At 68.4% G+C, this 18,892-nt stretch carries 16 protein-coding genes; 9 read left to right on the top strand and 7 right to left on the bottom strand.

Annotated elements, in window-relative coordinates; all coding sequences use genetic code 11:
• The first annotated feature begins 94 nt into the window (after positions 1-94).
• Entirely contained in the window at positions 95-1,339 is a 1,245-nt protein-coding gene (locus D7V80_RS07615; protein WP_120587527.1) for an energy transducer TonB, read from the top strand.
• Positions 1,340-1,391: 52 nt separating this feature from the next.
• Positions 1,392-2,291, top strand: a complete 900-nt coding sequence (locus D7V80_RS07610; protein ID WP_120587526.1) for a cation diffusion facilitator family transporter — start codon at positions 1,392-1,394, stop codon at positions 2,289-2,291.
• Positions 2,292-2,358: 67 nt separating this feature from the next.
• Here D7V80_RS07610 and gcvP read toward each other — a convergent pair whose 3' ends face one another.
• From gcvP to gcvT, 3 genes are all read right to left on the bottom strand, one after another.
• Positions 2,359-5,262: an aminomethyl-transferring glycine dehydrogenase gene (gene gcvP, locus D7V80_RS07605; protein WP_120587525.1), complete on the bottom strand. Its 2,904-nt coding sequence runs from the start codon at positions 5,260-5,262 to the stop codon at positions 2,359-2,361.
• 111 nt (positions 5,263-5,373) lie between these two features.
• A complete protein-coding gene (gcvH, locus tag D7V80_RS07600; RefSeq protein ID WP_014397795.1) occupies positions 5,374-5,757 on the bottom strand; it encodes a glycine cleavage system protein GcvH in 384 nt (127 codons plus the stop codon).
• A gap of 38 nt (positions 5,758-5,795) precedes the next feature.
• Positions 5,796-6,881 (bottom strand): glycine cleavage system aminomethyltransferase GcvT, encoded by a 1,086-nt coding sequence (gene gcvT, locus D7V80_RS07595; RefSeq protein WP_120587524.1) that lies wholly within the window; start codon positions 6,879-6,881, stop codon positions 5,796-5,798.
• 102 nt (positions 6,882-6,983) lie between these two features.
• Here gcvT and metF point away from each other — a divergent pair, with 102 nt between their 5' ends.
• Genes metF through D7V80_RS07580 form a run of 3 tightly spaced genes read left to right on the top strand, consistent with a single transcriptional unit; the run spans position 6,984 to position 9,327 of the window.
• Positions 6,984-7,856, top strand: a complete 873-nt coding sequence (gene metF, locus D7V80_RS07590) for a methylenetetrahydrofolate reductase [NAD(P)H] (RefSeq protein ID WP_120587523.1) — start codon at positions 6,984-6,986, stop codon at positions 7,854-7,856.
• A complete protein-coding gene (locus tag D7V80_RS07585) occupies positions 7,853-8,275 on the top strand; it encodes a hypothetical protein (protein WP_014397798.1) in 423 nt (140 codons plus the stop codon). The genes metF and D7V80_RS07585 overlap by 4 nt, the downstream gene beginning before the upstream one ends.
• Positions 8,272-9,327 carry a homoserine dehydrogenase gene (locus tag D7V80_RS07580; protein WP_120587522.1) on the top strand — a complete coding sequence of 352 codons (1,056 nt, stop codon included), beginning with the start codon at positions 8,272-8,274 and terminating at the stop codon, positions 9,325-9,327. The genes D7V80_RS07585 and D7V80_RS07580 overlap by 4 nt, the downstream gene beginning before the upstream one ends.
• Positions 9,328-9,330: 3 nt before the next feature.
• Here D7V80_RS07580 and D7V80_RS07575 read toward each other — a convergent pair whose 3' ends face one another.
• On the bottom strand, positions 9,331-10,266 hold the full coding sequence (locus D7V80_RS07575; RefSeq protein WP_120587562.1) for an ADP-ribosylglycohydrolase family protein: 936 nt from the start codon (positions 10,264-10,266) through the stop codon (positions 9,331-9,333).
• Between the two features lie 275 nt (positions 10,267-10,541).
• Here D7V80_RS07575 and D7V80_RS07570 point away from each other — a divergent pair, with 275 nt between their 5' ends.
• Positions 10,542-13,559: a choice-of-anchor D domain-containing protein gene (locus tag D7V80_RS07570; protein ID WP_158616574.1), complete on the top strand. Its 3,018-nt coding sequence runs from the start codon at positions 10,542-10,544 to the stop codon at positions 13,557-13,559.
• Between the two features lie 120 nt (positions 13,560-13,679).
• Here D7V80_RS07570 and D7V80_RS07565 read toward each other — a convergent pair whose 3' ends face one another.
• A complete protein-coding gene (locus tag D7V80_RS07565) occupies positions 13,680-15,191 on the bottom strand; it encodes an OmpA family protein (RefSeq protein ID WP_158616573.1) in 1,512 nt (503 codons plus the stop codon).
• Between the two features lie 277 nt (positions 15,192-15,468).
• On the opposite strand from D7V80_RS07565, the gene D7V80_RS41315 reads away from it, so the two are divergent.
• Positions 15,469-15,903, top strand: coding sequence for a hypothetical protein (locus D7V80_RS41315; protein WP_147447011.1), 435 nt, complete (start codon positions 15,469-15,471; stop codon positions 15,901-15,903).
• Between the two features lie 5 nt (positions 15,904-15,908).
• Positions 15,909-16,202: a hypothetical protein gene (locus D7V80_RS07555; RefSeq protein ID WP_147447010.1), complete on the top strand. Its 294-nt coding sequence runs from the start codon at positions 15,909-15,911 to the stop codon at positions 16,200-16,202.
• Between the two features lie 370 nt (positions 16,203-16,572).
• Here D7V80_RS07555 and D7V80_RS07550 read toward each other — a convergent pair whose 3' ends face one another.
• Positions 16,573-17,439 carry an HNH endonuclease gene (locus D7V80_RS07550; RefSeq protein ID WP_120587561.1) on the bottom strand — a complete coding sequence of 289 codons (867 nt, stop codon included), beginning with the start codon at positions 17,437-17,439 and terminating at the stop codon, positions 16,573-16,575.
• A 109-nt stretch (positions 17,440-17,548) separates the two neighbouring features.
• Positions 17,549-18,400: a bifunctional methylenetetrahydrofolate dehydrogenase/methenyltetrahydrofolate cyclohydrolase FolD gene (gene folD, locus D7V80_RS07545; RefSeq protein ID WP_120587517.1), complete on the bottom strand. Its 852-nt coding sequence runs from the start codon at positions 18,398-18,400 to the stop codon at positions 17,549-17,551.
• A gap of 90 nt (positions 18,401-18,490) precedes the next feature.
• On the opposite strand from folD, the gene D7V80_RS07540 reads away from it, so the two are divergent.
• The coding region (locus D7V80_RS07540) for a TerB family tellurite resistance protein (RefSeq protein WP_233585203.1) at positions 18,491-18,892 on the top strand (402 nt) is incomplete at its 3' end.

Here is an 18,892-nt window from a genome sequence, read left to right as displayed (position 1 = left end):
CAACGCACGTGCTCGTGAATCTCTTCCATGTCCCGGCTGTTACGGGCCGCACGTTCGGGACTGTAGAAGCGGTCCGGAGGTTTATCATCAGGCCGTGGGCACGGGTTCCTCGACAGACTGGCGTCAGCGGCGCGCGCGCAAGCAGCGTGGGCCCTTGCGCTACCTGGTGGCGGGCATCCTGGCGCTCCTGGCCCAGGCCGCCTTCGTGGGCTTCGTGCTCCTGGTGTCGGCCGTGCAGGCGAACCTCCCGCACGAGAAGCGCCCCGCGCGGCCCACGTCCGTGGCGGTGAGGCCGCTCACGTCGGACCAGTGGGCGAAGAACCGGGGGCCGGTGTCCCCGCAGCAGACGAAGCCCCGCCCCACGGAGAAGCGCGAGCCGAAGGAAGAGAAGAAGCCGGACGAGACGAAGCCCCAGGGCCAGGTGGTGGACGTGGCGCCGGGGAATGATCAGCAGTCCCCGGACGCGAAGTACCTGGCCGAGCACAACAACACGGTGGAGAAGGAGACGCGCGCGCGCGACCAGACGGCCTTCTACCGCAACGCCATGCCCCAGAAGACCGCGCCCCAGAAGCAGGAGGGCGCGGCGCAAGAGCAGGTGCAGCCCCCGCGCGTGTCCGGCAACAACGGCACGGGCGCGGACGACCGGGCCCAGTCCCAGGGAGGCAAGAAGCCCGTCTTCGAGATGCCGGAGACGCGCCGCAAGCAGGAGATCGCCATGAAGACGGATCCGCGCGAGCGCGGCCCGGGCATGGCGGTGAAGAACCAGTCGGAGAGCGACGCCACGCAAGGCAACGCCAAGCGCCTGCGCATCCAACCCGGTCAGGGCGAGGAAAGTGAGCAGGAGGGCTCCACGGGCCGCGTGGGTTCTCCGGGCCTGGCCACGCTGATGCCGTCGCAGGCGGCCATGGACAAGGTGATAGGCGCGGCGCCCAACGACATGCTCCAGGACCAGGAGGAGGGCGACGGCACCTTCCTCAACACGCGCGAGTGGAAGTACGCCAGCTTCTTCAACCGCGTGAAGCAGAGCGTGGGCATGCACTGGAACCCCAACGAGCAGCTGCGCATGCGCGACCCGACGGGGAACATCTACTCCGGGCGCGACCGGCAGACGCTGCTGACCATCACCCTGGACGAGCGCGGCGCGGTGAAGGACATCCAGGTGGAGAAGAGCAGCGGCCTGGACTTCCTGGACATGGAGGCCGTGGCGTCCTTCAAGCGCGCGCAGCCCTTCCCCAACCCGCCGTCCGGTCTGCTGAGCCAGGACGCGACGGTGCGCTTCCAGTTCGGCTTCTTCCTGGAGATGGGCGGCGGCCCCCGGATGCGGCTGTTCCGACAGTAGGCCCCACGAGGGCCTCGCGGTGGACGGCGCGGAGGCACTACCCTGCCCCGCCGTGGAAGCCTCTCTTCTCGACCGTGGCGCCGCGCTCCAGGAGCGCAACCGGAAGATCCGCTTCGTCCTCTTGGCCATCCTCGTGGCCAACTGGGTGGTGGCCGCGGCCAAGCTCGTCTTCGGCCTCATGGCCCAGTCCGCGTCGGTGACGGCGGACGGGTTGCACTCGTTCATCGACGGCAGCTCCAACGTGCTGGGCCTGGTCGCCATGGGCGTCGCGTCACAGCCGGCGGACGCGGACCACCCCTACGGCCACGGCAAGTTCGAGGCGCTCGCGTCGCTGGGCATCGGCGCGATGATTGGCGTGGGCATGCTGGAGCTGGGGCGCATGGCGTTCGACTCGCTCCTGCATGACAAGCACCCCACGGTGTCGGTGACGATGGCGGCGGTGATGGTCTTCACCCTCGTCATCAACCTCATCGTCACCCGCGTGGAGCGGCACTACGGGCAGAAGTACAAGAGCTCCCTCCTGCTCGCGGACGCGCAGCACACGCTGTCCGACGTGTTCGTGACCATCGCCGTGCTCGTCTCCATTGGACTGGTGGCGCTGGGCTTCCCGCGCGCGGACGGGCTGGTGGCGCTGGCCGTGATGGTCTTCGTGGCGCGGGTGGCCTACGGCATCGTCCGGCAGGCGGTGGGCATCCTCTCCGACACCGCGCGCCTGGACCCGGCGCAGGTGTCCCAGCACACGCTGGCGGTGGCAGGCGTGCGCTCCTGCCGCGACGTGCGCAGCCGGGGCATGGAGGAGAGCGTCTACGTGGACCTGAAGATTGAAGTCGACCCGCAGCTGACCACCGCGCAGGCCCACGAAGTGGCCGACAAGGTGGAGGAGATTCTTCACGGCGCCTATCCGCAGGTGGTGGACGTGGTGGTCCACGTGGAGCCCGCGCGGGCCCGCTAGAAACACGAGGGCCGCCTTCCGATGCGCTGGAAGACGGCCCCGGTGATGGCTGCTGTCGAAGACGGCTTTAAGCGACCTTCTGCTCGGGCGTGTCGTAGTCCTCGATGGGAGGGCACGAGCACACGAGCTTGCGGTCACCCAGCACGTTGTTCAGGCGTCCCACGGACGGCCAGAACTTGTTGTCGCGGACCCACGGCGTGGGGAACACGGCCTGCTCGCGGGTGTACGGGCGGTTCCACTCCGGCGCGGTGAGCGTGCGCGCGGTGTGCGGCGCGTTCTTCAGGACGTTGTTGTCCTTGGGCGCGCGGCCCTCCTCCACGTCGCGGATCTCCTGGCGGATGGCGATCATCGCGTCGCAGAAGCGGTCCAGCTCCGCCTTGGACTCGGACTCCGTGGGTTCAATCATCAGCGTGCCCGCCACCGGGAACGACACGGTGGGCGCGTGGAAGCCGTAGTCCATCAGGCGCTTGGCCACGTCCTCCACCTCCACGCCCGCGGTCTTCTTGAGCGGGCGCAGGTCCACGATGCACTCGTGGGCCACCCGGCCGCGCTTGCCCCGGTAGAGCACCGGGTAGTGCGGCTGGAGCCGCTCCGCGACGTAGTTGGCGTTGAGGATGGCCATCTTCGTGGCCTGCGTCAGGCCCTCGCCGCCCATCATCTGGATGTACATCCAGGAGATGAGCAGGATGCTCGCGCTGCCCCACGGCGCCGCGGAGATGGCGCCGATGGCGTCCGCCCCGCCCGTCTGGATGACGGGGTGTCCGGGGAGGAACTTCACCAGGTGGGAGGCCACGCAGATGGGGCCCATGCCCGGGCCGCCACCGCCGTGCGGGATGCAGAACGTCTTGTGCAGGTTGATGTGGCAGACGTCCGCGCCCACCAGGCCCGGCGCGGTGAGGCCCACCTGCGCGTTGAGGTTGGCGCCGTCCATGTACACCTGGCCGCCGCGCTCGTGGATGGTGGAGCAGATCTCGCGGATCTCCTCCTCGAACACGCCGTGCGTGGAGGGGTACGTCACCATCAGCGCGGCCAGGTTGTCCTTGTGCTGGTCCGCCTTGGCGCGCAGGTCGCTCAGGTCGATGTTGCCGTTCTCGTCGCACTTGGTGACGACGACGCGGTATCCGGCCATCACCGCGGAAGCCGGGTTGGTGCCGTGCGCGGAGGACGGGATGAGGCACACGTCGCGGTGCCCCTGACCGCGCGCCTGGTGGTAGGCGCGAATCACGAGCAGGCCCGCGTACTCACCCTGGCTGCCCGCGTTGGGCTGCAGCGAGCACCCGGCGAAGCCCGTCACCTGCGACAGCGCGTTCTCCAGCTGCTCGAAGACGACCTTGTAGCCGGCCGCCTGCGAGGTGGGCGCGAACGGGTGCAGCTTGCTGAACTGGGGCCACGTCACCGGGATCATCTCCGCGGTGGCGTTGAGCTTCATGGTGCAGCTGCCCAGCGGAATCATGGAGTGCGTGAGGGACAGGTCCTTCGCCTCCAGCCGGCGCACGTACCGCAGCATCTCCGTCTCGGAGTGGTAGCGGTTGAAGACCGGGTGCGTGAGGTACGCGCTCGTGCGGCGCAGCTCGGGAGCGAGCGGGCTCTCCAGGCCTTCGGCGACCTCGTCCAGGTTCACCGGGGACGCGGACTTGTTCGCGCCCTGGATGAAGGCCGCGAGGATGTCCTCCACGTCCTTGGCGCGCGTCGTCTCGTCCAGCGACAGGCCGAGCGTCTTCTCGTCGATGCGACGGAAGTTCATCTTCGCGGCTTCCGCGGAGGACAGCACGGCCCGCACCTGCGCGGGCAGCAGCTCCACGCGCAGCGTGTCGAAGAACTGCTCGTGCTTCGGCTTGAAGCCCAGCTTCGCCAGGCCCCGCGACAGCACCACCGTGAGCCCGTGCACGCGCTCGGCGATGGCCTTGAGCCCCTCCGGCCCGTGGTAGACGGCGTACATGCCGGCCATCACGGCCAGCAGCACCTGCGCGGTGCAGATGTTGCTCGTGGCCTTCTCACGGCGGATGTGCTGCTCGCGCGTCTGGAGCGCCATGCGCAGCGCGGGCCGGCCGCCCGAGTCCTCGGACACGCCGATGAGGCGGCCCGGCATCACGCGGGTGTACGCGTGCTTCGTGGCGAAGTAGGCGGCGTGCGGGCCGCCGTAGCCCAGCGGCACGCCGAAGCGCTGCGCGCTGCCCACCACCACGTCCGCGCCGAACTCGCCGGGCGCCGTGAGCAGCGTCAGGGCCAGCAGGTCCGCCGCGACGACGAGCAGGCCGCCCGCCGCGTGCACCTTCTCACCGAAGGCGCGGTAGTCGTGCACCACGCCGTCCGTCGCCGGGTACTGCACCAGCGCGCCGAAGAACTTCTTCTGGGACAGGTCCACCGTGCGGTGGTCGCCCACGACGACCTCCACGCCCAGCGGGATGGCGCGCGTGCGCACCACGTCCACCGTCTGCGGGTGGCAGCCGTCGGAGACGAAGAACGCGCCCCCGTCGCCTTCGCTCTTGGCGTGCAGCGCGAGCGCCATGGCCTCCGCCGCGGCGGTGCCTTCATCCAGCATGGAGGCGTTGGCCACCTCCATGCCGGTGAGGTCCGTCACCATCGTCTGGTAGTTGAGCAGCGCTTCCAGCCGGCCCTGGGCGATCTCCGCCTGGTAGGGCGTGTACTGGGTGTACCAGCCCGGGTTCTGGAAGATGTTGCGCAGAATGACGTTGGGGACGTGGGTGTCGCTGTAGCCCATGCCGATGAAGGACCGGAACACCTGGTTCTTCGCGGCGATGGCCTCCAGCTGCGCCAGCACCTCGTTCTCGCCGCGGCCGGCGGGCAGGCGCAGGGGCTCCTGGGAGCGGATGGCGGGAGGCACGGCGCTCTCGATGAAGGCATCGAGCGAGGTGACGCCCAGAGAGGACAGCATCTGCTTCACTTCAGGGGTCTCCGGACCGATGTGACGGCCAGCGAAGGACTCCTGGTACTTCCAGTTGAGGGACATGGTCGGAAGAGCTCGCGTGAGGTGCGTCAGAAGGTCGGCGTCCGAGCGGGCCCGGCGCCTCATGGAGCGTCACTAACAACCGGGACGCCCGACTTCTTGCGCGCGCGGTGACTACTTGGTGAGCGGCTCGTAGGCGGCGGCGTCCAGGAGCTTGCCCACCTGGCCTGCGTCCGAGGGTTCGATCTCCACGATCCACCCCTGCCCGTACGGGTCGGAGTTGATGAGCGCCGGGCTGTTCGTGAGCTCGTCGTTCACCTTCACCACGGTGCCGGAGATGGGCGCGAACAGGTCCGACACGGCCTTGGTGGACTCGATGACGCCGAAGTTCTTGCCCTCGGTGAGGGTGGCGCCCAGCTTCGGCAGCTCCACGTACACGACGTCGCCCAGCGACTCCTGGGCGTGGTGCGTGACGCCCACCACGACGGTCTTGCCCGTGATGCGGGCCCACTCGTGTTCCTTCGTGTACTTCAGGTCCTGCGGGATGTTGTCAGACATGGAGGCGGCTCCTCGCAAAGGGTGCGAACGGGAGGGATTCAGGACTTCTTGAGGAAGGGGGTCTTCACGACGACCGCGGGCACGGCGCGGCCGCGGATCTCCACGTCGAAGGTGGAGCCTTCGGTGGCCAGTTTCGCGGGCACGTAGCCCATGCCGATGGGCTTCTTCACGGTGGGGCCCTGCGTGCCGCTGGTGACCTCACCCACGCGCTCGCCATCCTTGAGGATGGGGTAGCCATGGCGCGGGATGCCGGCGCCGGTGAGCTCGAAGCCCACGAGCTTGCGAGGCACGCCCGCGGCCTTCTGCGCGGCGAGCGCGTCCTTGCCGATGAAGCCGCCCGCCTTGTCCAGCTTGACGATCCAGCCCAGGCCCGCCTCCAGGGCGGTGTGCGCGTCGTCGATGTCGTTGCCGTACAGCGCGTACTTCATCTCCGTGCGCAGCGAGTCGCGCGCGCCCAGGCCGCAGGGCTTCACGCCGTCCGGCTGCCCGGCCTCCAGGAGCGCGTCCCAGAGCTTCACGGCGTCGCCGGCGGCGCAGTACAGCTCGAAGCCGTCCTCGCCGGTGTAGCCCGTGCGGGAGATGATGGCCTTCACGCCGGCCACCTCCCCTTCCGTGAAGCGGTAGGTGCCCACCTGGGACAGGTCCGCCTTCGTCAGGCGCTGCACCAGGCCCACGGCCTTGGGGCCCTGGACGGCGATCTGCGCGTAGTCGTCGCTCTTGTCCACGGGCTTGACGCCCTCGGCGCGCGCGCTCATCCAGGTGAAGTCCTTCTCGCGGTTGCTGGAGTTGACGCAGATGAGGATGCGCTCGGGGCTGAAGCGGTAGGCGACGACGTCATCCACGAAGCCGCCCAGGTCGTTGAGCAGGCCCGCGTAGACGGCCTGGCCGTCCTGGATACGGCCGAGGTCGTTGGAGATGAGCCGGTTCACGGTCTCCAGGGCGCCCGGGCCGGTGAACTCGATTTCCCCCATGTGGGAGACGTCGAAGAGGCCGACGGCGGTGCGCACGGCCTCGTGCTCGCCGATGACGGACGAGTACTGCACCGGCATGTCCCAGCCGGCGAAGTCGACCATGCGGGCCCCCAGCTTGCGGTGGGCCTCGTTGAGGGGCGTACGCCGGGTCATTGACTTCTCCAGGGTGGGAAGGGGGTGGCGAAACGGCGCGGACTATAGCGGCGCACCTTCTTCAATCAAGGCCGACGCGGAAGGGACTAAACTCCTCCCGACATGAAGATTCGCAACTGCCTCAACCCTTCCAAGCCGAGCTTCTCCTTCGAGTTTTTTCCTCCCAAGACGGACGCGGGCGTGGCCTCGCTCCTGCGCACGGTGGAGGAGCTTGCGCCGCTGGAGCCGGGGTTCGTGTCGGTGACGTACGGGGCGGGCGGGAGCACGCGCGACCGGACGGTGGACCTGGTCACGCACATCAAGGAGAAGACCGGCATCGAGGCCATGGCGCACCTGACGTGTGTGGGACACACCCGCGACGAGCTTCGTGACGTGCTGCGCCGGCTCGACGCGGCAGGCATCGAGAACGTGCTCCTTCTGCGCGGGGACCCGCCGCAGGGGCAGACGACGTTCGAGCCGGTGCCCGGGGGCTTCCGCTACGCGGAGGAGTTGGTCCGATTCGTCCGAGAAGAGGATTTCAACTTCTGCCTGGGGGGTGCGTGCTATCCGGAGGGGCACGTGGAGACGGTGTCGCGCGAGGACGACCTCAAGCACCTGAAGGCCAAGGTGGATGCGGGGATGGACTTCGTGGTGACGCAGCTCTTCTTCGACAACGCCTTCTATTTCGACTTCGTGGAGCGGGCGCGGCGGGTGGGCATCAACGTCCCCATCGTCCCCGGCATCATGCCCATCACCAACTACGAGCAGGTCCAGCGCTTCACGCGCATGTGTGGCGCGACAGTGCCCATGCGTCTGGCGTTGCAGATGGAGCGCGTGAAGGATCAGCCGGACGCCGTCGTGCAACTGGGCGTGGCGCACGCCACGGTGCAGTGCATGGAGCTGCTCGCGCGCGGCGTGCCGGGCATCCACTTCTACACACTGAACAAGTCTCCCGCGACGCGGATGATCGTGGGCGCGCTGAAGGGGCGGTCATGAGCGGTCCTGGTCCTCAGCTGGCGCCGGGTGACCCGCGCCTCAAGATCTTCCAGATCGTGCGCTTCCCGGCGTTCTTCCTGCTCATCGTCGGCGTGCTGCACGTCACCTTCAGCCTGCTGGGCGGGGTGCTGGCGGCGCTGAAGGTGGCGTCGCCCTTCTCCACGCCGGGGCAGGCGCCGGTGGTGCTGGAGTTCACGATGGGCTTCTCGCTGGCCATCCTGGGCGGGATCCTCTGCGGGCTGCTCGCCATCTGGGGTGCGTGGAACGCGATGAACCTCAAGGGCTACGGCCTGGCGACGGTGGGCGCCATCTGCGCGATGTACACGCTGACGCCCGGCTGTTTCATTGGCGTGCCGGTGGCGGTGTGGATGCTCTTCACGCTGCGCCGTGACGGCGTGCGCGAGGCCTTCGCACCATGAACCCGCGCGCCGTCCGCACGGTGCGCTTCCTGCTCACGGGCCTGGGCAACGTGGGCGTGCCGCTGCTGGAGATCCTCCAGTCGCGCGCGTCGCTGTTGATGGAGCGCTACCGGCTGGAGCTGCTGCCGGTGGGGCTGGCCGACTCGGGCGGCGCGGCGGTGTCGCCGAACGGGTTGGACATCGGCGCGGTGCTGGCGGTGAAGCGGGCGCGGCATTCCGTGGCGTCCCTGCCGGTGGTGGGGCGTCCGGGGATGAGCGGGCGCGACCTGGTGCGCGAGGTGAAGGCGGACCTCCTGCTGGAGGCCACGCCCACGAGCTTCCAGGACGGACAGCCCGGGCTGGACATCACGCGGGACGCGCTGTCGCGGGGCATGGCGGCGGTGCTCGCGAGCAAGGGGCCGCTGGTGCTGGGGTTCCAGGAGCTGGCGGGCTTGAGCGACCTGGAGTCGCCGGGCCGCCCTCCCCTGCGCTTCAGCGCGGCGGTGGGCGCGTCCATGCCGCTGGTGAACGTGGGCCGCCGGGACCTGGCGCTGGGGAAGCTGGGCCGCTTCGAGGGCGTGCTCAACAGCACCAGCCACCTGCTGCTGTGCCGCATGGCGGAGGGCCGGACGTACGAGGCCGCGCTGGCGGAGGCGCAGGCGCTGGGCATCGCGGAGACGGACCCCACGCTGGACGTGGACGGCTGGGACACCGCGGGCAAGCTGGTCATCCTGGCCAACGCGGTGATGCGCGTGCCCACGACGCTGAAGGACGTGTCCGTGACGGGCATGCGCGGCGTGACGCGCGAGGAGCTGGACGCGGCGAAGGCGAAGGGCGGCCAGGTGCTGCTCCTGGCGCGCGGCGAGCCCGTGGGCGCGGAGCAGTGGGAGTGGAGCGTGCGGCCCACCGCCGTGGACGCGTCCCATCCCCTGGCCCGGCTGGGCGCGATGGAGATGGGCGCGGTGTTCCGCAGCGACCTGCACGGCGTGAACACCGTCATCAACGGTGAGCAGGGCGCCCGGGGCACGGGCGCGGCGATGCTGAAGGACGTGCTCGAAATCTTCCCGGACTGAGTTTCAGCCCAGGGACTTCATGAGCCGTTCCAGGAGCGGCTCCACGAGTTCCTGCCCGCGCAGCTGTGAGCGCCAGCGGTGGGGAATCCCGTTCAGGCCGAAGATGAGTCCCGCGATGCCGCCCGCCACGCAGGCCGTGGTGTCCGTGTCGTGGCCCAGCCGGATGGCGGATTTGACGACCTCTTCGTAGGACTTCCCGTTCGCCACGCAGGCCCGGGCGGAGCGCAGGCAGTCCACGACGTAGCCGCCGCCCGTTCCCGGTGCCGGGTCGTCCGGGCGGATGTGGGCCTCCAGCTCCTCCCGCTGCGGGAAGCCTTCGACATACAGGTCACGGAACGTGGCCACGGCTTCGGCCCACGGGTCCGCCGCGCCTTCCAGGATGCGCCGGGCCCAGAGGCAATACAGCGCGCAGCACACCTGGGCGCGCACGTGGCCATGTGTCACGCGCGACTGAGCCATGGCATCCGAGACGAGCGCCGCGTCCTTGCCCTGGTGCCACAGGGCCAGGGGGAGCACGCGCATCAGCGAGCCATTGCCGTTGTCCATGGTGCCGTTGGGACCGGCGAGCATCGCCGGGGTGCCGTCGCGCAGCCGGCGCAGGGCGGTGCTGGTCTGGATGCCCACGTCGAACACGTCGCCATCCACGGCGAGGTAGCCCCAGTCCTGCCAGTTCACCAGCCGCCGGCCCAGGTCCTCGCAGTCGAGCCGCTTCTGATACGTCAGTGAATCCAGCAGACACAGCGCATGGGCACCGTCGTCCGACCAGGTGCCCGGGGGGACGCGGTCATGCGCGCGGTCGAAGCCCGGCGGCGGGTCGTATTCGATGGCCTCGGGAGACGGAATCCGCTCGGGCCGGTGGAACTCATAGGGGACGCCCAACGCATCACCGATGAGCAACCCATACAGTCCTCCCGCGATGCGTTCCGCGCGTTGCATCATGTCCCCACCTCCCAGGTCCGCGACAGGACCATAGTGTTCATAGAACACCATCCTTGTAAAGGCTGACGGCTCGCGCGGTGTTCACGGTTCATGCGAAGCTCTCGCGCCTTCCCTTTTCGGGACTGGCTTCCCCATCCTCACGAGAGGCGCTCCGGATGCGTCGGCTCCCCCTGCTGCTTGCCCTTGGCTTGTCTGTCCTGACCGCCTGTTCTCCGGTGGAGCCGGAGGCGCCGGCTTCGTCCGAGACGTTTGGCGAAGCCTCGCGGGCGCAATCCGTGCCGGTGGAAAAGGATTACGACATCGAGTTGACCTGGGACGGCGCGACGAAGTGCCCCACCTGCCAGTACCCGTCCTATGCCTGCTCGGACAACACCGGAAACTGGAACGGTGGGGCCCGGAGCTTCAGGGATCCCGTCACGCCCGGTTGGGTGGTGATGTTCTTCTCGGCGGAAGTCTTCGGCCGTGGCTACGACGGTGGGTTCACGACCGTCCTGCTGAACGGCCACGAACTGGGGACCTACAACATGACCCTGGATTCCGCCCGGCTGTGCCGTGGCTGCGAGTCGCCGGAGGTCTGGGCCAAGGCGAATGACGCCATGGGGGTGCCCGGCTATCGATACGGCGGCACCAATACCCTCACGCTGCGGACGGAACGGACCAACTGCTTCGCCGCCGCCAGGATCCAAATGAGGACGGGGAGGCCCCTGCTTAAGGTCAATCCAGAGCGCCTGTCCTTCGGCTCGATCGCCGTGGGCTCATCCGCCTCACAGAAGGTGAAGCTGACCAACGAGGGCGTCGTCCCGCTCCTCATCGACTCCCTGTCGGTTCCCCTCCCCTTCAAGCTGACGCCGGTGTCCCTGCCCTTCACCCTCATGGATGGCGCGAGCCTGGACGTGACCGTGACGTACGCGCCCACGGCCGACCGCGTGGACTCCGGGATCCTGAACGTGCTGAGCCGCGACCCCGACAAGGGCTCCCTGCCGATTCAGCTCGAGGGTTCTGGCGGCGCCCCGAAGCTCCAGCTCACGCCGAGCGCGCTCGACTTCGGCCCCGTACGTGTGGGCACGAGCAGCAGCCTGCTCCTCCAGGTGAAGAACGTGGGGAGCCTGCCGCTCACGATCCCCGCCGTGCTGACACAGGCCCCCTTCTCCGTGAGCGGCCTGCCTCCGGGGGGCAGCGTGGTGCAGCCACAGGCGGTCCTCCCGCTGACGGTGACCTTCACGGCGACGGCGGGCGTGTCGTCCCTGCCGCTGTACATCCAGGCCGAGGGCTCCGCCACGCCGCTCGCGGAGGTCGCGCTGCATGGCGTTGGCATCGAACCCGCCATCGCCGTGGGGGCGACCTCGCTGGACTTCGGTGTGCACACCGCGGGGGTCGACCCTGTTCGCAAGACGCTGGCGGTCAGCAACACCGGCCTGGACGACCTCATCCTCACCGCCTTCGACGTCGAGCCGCCCTTCACGGTGGAGTCCGGTTTCCCGCTGACGATCAAGGCCCGGGAACAGGTGAACCTGACGGTGGCCTACGCCCCGGGGACGGGCCGCGCCGCGAAGGACCTCACCCTGCGAAGCAATGATCCGCGCACCCCGGCCGTGAAGGTGGCGCTCACCGGCACGGGCGTGGAGATCCCCGCGCTCAAGGTCACCACGCCCGATGGCGGCACGACGCTGGAGTTCGGCTCGCGCGAGGTCAACTCCGTGAGCGCGCCCCAGGCGTTGACGCTCAAGAACGAGGGGGCCGGAACACTCGTGGTGGAGCCCATCCAGGCGCCCACGGGCTTCGCCGTGACGCCCTCGGGACGGTTCAGCCTGGCCCCCGGTGCCACGACCCAGGTCCAGGTCACCTTCGAGCCTCCGCATATCGCCCAGTTCGCGCAGGAGCTGGTGCTGAGCGCGGACGGCCCGGGCGGATCGATCCGGACCGTGCCGCTCAGCGGACAAGGCGTCGAGGGAAAGCTGACCGCCACCCCCTCGGCCCTGTCCTTCGCGCGGACTGAGGCGGGGAAGAGCAGCAAGGCGGTGCAGGTGACGATCGTCAATTCGGGGACGGACAAGCTCACCCTCAGCACCATCGCGGTGGCGGGGCCGTTCTCGGTGGTGCTTCCGAAGCTTCCGCTGGAGCTCCCGCCGCGCGACGCCTTCACGATGGATGTCACCTTCAGCCCGCTCGAGGACGGCGCCGTGACCGGCGTGCTCCGCGTGTTTTCGAACGCGCCGTCGTCTCCCACGGTGGTGAAGCTGGACGGCGAGGGGCTCCAGGCTGTCGCCCGGATGGCGAACGACGTGATGGAGTTCGGCGGCCAGCGGTTGGGGGGCCTGAGCCCGCCCCGGGAGCTCACGCTGTTCAACATGGGGAGCGAGTCGCTGAACGTGACGGCGGTGAACGTGAGCGGCCCGTTCCAGGTCTCGGGGCTCAATGTGGGCACCAGCGTGCCGCCGCTCGCGAACCGCACGTTCCAGGTCAGCTACAAGCCGACCGAGGCCACCTCGGAGAACGGTGTACTGGAGGTCCAGAGCAACGCGCCGCGCGCGGCACAGGTGACGCTGCGGGGCACGGGGACCACGGCCTCGATGGAAACCTCCGTGACGGAGCTGACCTTCGGGCCCCAGTTCCTTGGGGAGGTCTCGCAGCGCGTCGTGGAGCTGCGCAACACCGGCACGAGCCCCGTCACCCTCACGGGACTGGATCCGGTGGACGGGTTCTCCGTGTCGGGGCTGCCGCTGCCCCATGTCGTGGCGCCCGGCACCAGCTACCCCTTCTACGTCGTTTTCGAGCCAGCGCGGCCGGGCGATTACGCAGGGTCGCTCGCGGTGCGGCACGATGCGTCCTCCACGCCGCTGATGATTTCGGTGCAGGGATCCGGCGCGCAGCAGATGCTGACGGTGACGCCCGGAGCCATCGTCTTCGGCAACCAGCGGGTGGACGCCACCAGCCAGCCCCTGTCGTTGGAGCTCGTGAACACGGGCACCGTGCCCGTCACCGTGGAGGTGAAGTCCTCGGATGCCGCGTTCCGCGTGGACACGAGCGCGGTGAGCAGTGCCATCGCGGCCGGTGGCCGCGCCTCCATCCCGGTGACGTTCCATCCGACACGCACGGGCACGGTGCGCGGAGAGGTCCGCGTGGTGCCGAGCGGTGGCGGACTGGGCCACACGGTCGTTCCCGTGGAGGGGATTGGCGAGGCCGTCACCGTGGAGGGCAGCGGCTGCTCCGTGGGTGGGGCCGGCGGGGCCTGGGTGCTGGCGGTGTGGTTGTTGGCGAGGCGAAGGGCCCATCGCGGTCAGCAGGCCCGCTAAGCCCCCGGGCCGGTGCTGCCAGAACCTGTCCGACTGTCGGACAGGTTTCCGCGGGCCGCGGCTGTCCGACTGTCGGACAGGTTTCCGCGGGGTGCCTCCGCCGGGGAGACACTCCTGGGCTCAGGGGGCAGGAGGCGCGGGGATGGAGCGGGCCGAAGTGGGCTCGCCCAGGATCAACAGAAGCTCCGCGCGGCGGTTCTCGCCCCGCCCTGCCGGCGTTCCGTTGGAACCCGCGGGCCGGCGTGCACCGAGGCCCCGGGCTTCCAACCGGTGGGCCGGGACGCCCTTTCGCACCAGATAGTCGCGCACGGACTCCGCGCGAGCGAGGGACAGGCGCTGATTGGAGGCGTGGGAGCCTTCCGCGTCCGTGTGCCCTTCGATGACGACGCGCTCCACTTCCGGATGCTCCAGCAGCACCCGCGCCACCTGATCCAGGACGCGAGAGCGGGCCGGCAGCGTCGTCACGCCGACCTCGAAGAAGACCTGGCCATGGAGGACGAGGCGCTCGCGGGTCAGGGTGACGAGCGGGTCTCCGGTTTCCGGGCAGCCACCGTGTTCGCGGGTGCCCTGTTCGTGGATGCAGGCGTCCAACACGTCCACGACACCGTCGCCGTCCGTGTCGGTCTCGGAGAGCGGCACATCCCTGGAGGGCTCGGGAGGTGGCGGTTCGGAAGGCGTGGGCTCGGGTTCGAGCTGGGGCTCGACGGGAGCACGCGGCAGGCCCTGGACGAGCTCGTAGACGATGTCCTCCGGGGGCGGAGGTGGCGGCTTGTCGAAGAGAAGCGCGAAGCCCGCGAGCACCCGGTAACGGGGCGCGCCCGGCTCCGCGCCCAGGCCCGCGCCGCCCAATGCGAAGAACTCCCAGGGCCGGGCCGGTGCGTAGCGCAGGCCGCCCAGCAGTTCGCCGCTGGTGCGTTGCTGCCGCCACGAATACGCGCCGAGCGCCGACACCTCCGCGCGCAGGGCGTACCCTACGGTCAGCCCCACCCCGGCCCGCAGCTCGTTGCCCACGCCGTTGAGGCTGTCCACGCCGGAGTCCGTCGAGACGGCGCGACGCAGGAGCACGCCCACTTCCAGCGCCGGAGCCACGGGCCCCCAGCGCTTGCCCATCATGATCCGTCCCTGTCCACGGACGCCCTGATCACGCGCGAGTGCGCCCGAACCACCCACGGGCAACCGCACGTCCAGGTCGAGCGCCAGATGGAAGGCCTCGGGAGCGGAGGTCCCCAGCAGTCCCAGTCGGGCCGCGAGCCGCGGCGCCCCCAGCCCGCTGCGTGACGGCGGGGAGATGGACAGCACGGTGCTCACGTCCGCGCCGCTCTGATGGATGACGCCAGGGAGCTGGGCCTGAAGCTCCAGCCAGGGCAGCACGCCGACGGCCAGCGACACAGCGCCGGTGGTCCGGGACAGGACGAGCGGGTATTCGTCTGGCCCATTGCGGACCGTCAACGATCTCCGCTGGTAGTGCGCCAGCAGGGAGATCCGCAGCGCCCCAGGCGCCAGCAGCTCCCCGCTCCCCATCGTCAGGGGCCCCAGGCCCGGGTTCGGGTCCAGGCGCTCCAGGGAGAACGTGGGCAGGGGCGTGGCGTCCTGGGCACGCGCGGGGGCTGCGAGCAGCAGCAGCCCCAACACGGCTCCGCCACGCGCACATCGGTGCAAGACCGGACCCATGCGCGCATCTTCCGTCATGTCCCGCCCGGGACGAAGGGGAATGGCGGTTGACCTCGCACCTGCGGCTCCCCTCCCCCTCACGGAAATACGCTCATGCAAAGGCAGTCGTTCATGGGGCGGGCATTCTCACGCGCTCGAAAACCTTCACGCCTGTGATTATTGATGCGGCGGGGTGCCCCGAAGACACCGAGCCAGATATCCTATCAAGGCAGCGCGGACCCAGAACCCAGGAGGGCACATGCGAGTAGCGATCATCGCAGGGCTGATGGCTGTCGGGGTGTTGGCGGGATGCGGACGAGAGGATTCAAACCAAGACGCGCAAGGCATCCTGGCGACGCGTGAGGCCGCCCTGCCATCCGCATCGGAATGCGAAGACACGTGCGAACAACTGCGTGTCGCATGCCTCGACACCGCGGAGAACAGCGCGCAGCGCATGGTGTGTCAGCGCGACTGGCTGGCATGCAACGAGGGCTGTGCATCTTCCAATGCCGCGATGGCTCCGCCCGACAGCTGTGATCCGTTCGAGGACGACGGTTGGTGTCCCGTGTCCAGCAACAAGATCACCTGCTTCAACGGCGTCCAGATGGATGCTCACTGGACTCCGGACGGCTGGTGCATCAACGCGGACGTCTGCAAGAACTACGGCGGCCCCTGGGGCTGCCCGGAATGGTGAGCGCCATGAAACGACAGATGCTCGCATTGGCCTTCAGCGTGGGAATGATGCTCGCCGGCTGTGGACCGGAAGCTGCGCCCGCCACGGAGGCCGAAACGACCGGCGACCGGGTACACGCCATGGCGCCGCCGGACAGCTGCGACCCGAATGTTGATTTCGGCTGGTGCCGGGTTTCCACCGATCGCGTCCGCTGCGCCAACGGCTTCTACATGTATGCCTATTCGACACCGGACGGCTGGTGCATCCGTTACGACGCCTGTAACAGCCAGGGCGGCCCGTACGTTTGCGGTCTGCAATGAGTTCCGCCTCTCTGCCCGATTCACGGGCAGGGAGGCCCGGCCTCTCGGCTCAGTTTCCCAGGGCCGAGAGCCGGACCGGGAGCAAGCAGCCCGTCTTCGAGCCGTCTCCCAATCATCCCGAAGAACGGCGGCGCACTGGTTGCCCATGTCCATCAGCAGCCGCCCAATGTCGATAGCGATGGGTTCACAGCCGAGCTCTTCATGTACGCATATGGAAAGACCGCGCGGGATGCGTACCTCCACCAAAAGAAAGAACAGGAACTCAGAACGGGAGGAACAGTGTCACAAGCCGCCTTCTAAAGATGGACGAAGGTCGAGCGACACCTATCGACTTCCCACTCCGCGGCGCTGACCCGGCAGATCAGCATCCTCATTTCCTGCCGCGAAAACGGTAATCACGGTGATAGCGCATGTACTCTTCTTGCCGCGCACTCAATGGTACGGGCATGGCCAGCAGCAGCCCCCACTGCTGCCATACCTCCTTGGCATCCAGCGAGACGATGACGCCTCCCTCTTGATTGAAGGTGATGAACCCACGATCAAAGAGACGGTCAACGTGAGGGGCCAGCAACAATCCGTTGTGCCCATCAAGCCGCTCGTCGTTGTTTGAAATGGCCCACGGCTTGATATGGCTGGCCACCAGGAAACGTTCGTCCGTAATGCCAGTGAGCCGGCAGGCTGATTCGACGCGAAACACCCTCTTTCTGAAGATGCCCTGGCCGTGCCTGGCCTTGATCAATCTCGCTTTTTCGGTGGCGGATATGTCTGAACGCTTGATTTCTGCTTGAGCAGAGGCCGCAGCAGCTTCAAGACTCTCTGTTTCGGCAGCAGGAGCGTGTGACGAGTGTTGATAGTGCTTCAAGTACCACTTCACCAGGTAGTGGTACCGCTTCGGAATCTCCTCCATTCCGGGGCATGTCGCGCCATTCTTGCCTTGACCATCGTGAGCGGAGTCCGAAGTCTTGTAGAGTCGAAACCTGCCGCGTGGTGACGGAGTGCTGCCGTCATCGGTCCGGAACAGGTAGCGCTTCGGACTGCCTCCCTGCGACGGCCTCGCCCGGTCGACATACCTTTGCTTCCAACTGATGATTGATTGCTCAAGGCTCGGTGTCGGAGCCCGCCCAAACAACTCCTCATACCTGCGGGTTATCTGATCCAAGGAAATCAGTCTGGCGGGCTCGGTCGGCGGATACAGCAAGCTGGCGGCAGCCAACCAGAACCCATCTATTTTCTTCATCGTCAAGCCTGTCCGTCCCGGCACCTGAGTGAACCAGGGTGGCCCATGCGTTCGCAGTCTGCGATTGGGCCCCCTGCCCCAGCATGGGCAGGGAGGTCCAGTCGACTGACTACTTCACGCCGCGCTGAGCCGCTTCCAGCGTGTTCTTCATCAACATGGCAATCGTCATCGGTCCCACGCCACCCGGGACCGGCGTGATGAACGACGCGCGCTCGGCCGCGGCGGCGAACTCCACGTCGCCCACCAGCTTCCCATCCGCCTTGCGGTTCATGCCCACGTCAATCACCACCGCGCCAGGCTTGATCCACGCTCCCTTCACCAGCTCCGGCACGCCCACCGCCACCACCAGGATGTCCGCCTGCGCCACCTCCGACGGCAGGTCGCTCTTGCGGTGGCACACCGTCACCGTCGCGTCCTTCTGGAGCAGCATCAGCGCTTGCGGCTTGCCCACGATGTTGCTGCGGCCCACCACCACCGCGCGCTTGCCGGCCGGATTGCACCCGACTTCTTCCAACAGCCGCATCACCCCGTAGGGCGTGCACGCCCGCGTCGCCGGGCGGCCCAGGAGCAGATTTCCCGCGTTCATCGGGTGGAAGCCGTCCGCGTCCTTCTCCGGCTTCACCGCCGCGATGATGGCGTCCGCGTCGATGTGCTTGGGCAGGGGCAGCTGCACCAGGATGCCGTGCACCGCCGGGTCCTCGTTCAGCCGGTGCACCAGCGCCAGGAGCTCGTCCTGGGTGATGTTCTCGTCCGGGTGGTGCTCCCAGGAGTTGAAGCCCACCTCCTCGGCGGCCTTCTTCTTCCCCGTCACATAAATCTTGGACGCCGGGTCCTCACCCACGCGCACCACGGCGAGCCCCGGGGTGATGCCGCGCTCCGCCTTCAGGCGCGTCACCTCCTCCTTGATCTCCGCCCGCACGCGCGCCGCCACTGCCTTGCCGTCAATCAACTGAGCCGTCATGAGAGCCACCTTATGCAAGACTGGCCCGGCACAAGGGAGCGAAGCGAAGGCATGGGCGCGGGAAAAGTTCTCGGGGCGATGTTGGGTCTCATGGCCGGTCTCCTCATGGGCGGGCCTTGGGCCATCGTGCTCTCCCTCATCCTGGGCACGGCCCTGGGCCACTACTTCGACGAACAGAACGCCGCGCCCCCGGACTTCCCCGAAATCTTCAGCGACTTCCCCGTCACCTTCGAGCCGCCTCCCAAGCCGGCCCCTCTCTCCCAGGGCCCAGGCGAGTTCCCCATCATCCAGGCCCCGGACGAGGACCCGCTCGACCGCGACATCACCGCCCTCTTCGTGGACGTGGCCCGCGCCGACGGCGACATGCGCCGCGAGGAGGTCCGCGAGGTCCGCCGCTACTTCGAGGAGGTCCTCCGCGCCGACGCCCACACCGTCCAGGCCGTGCGCCGCCACCTCAAGGACTTCCTCGCCCACCCCGCCTCCCTGGACGCC

Origin of the sequence: Corallococcus sp. CA054B, assembly GCF_003611625.1 — a bacterium.
Lineage (GTDB): Bacteria > Myxococcota > Myxococcia > Myxococcales > Myxococcaceae > Corallococcus > Corallococcus coralloides.
Note: the sequence above shows the minus strand (reverse complement) of the source record. Positions and strands in the feature narration are given on the sequence as shown.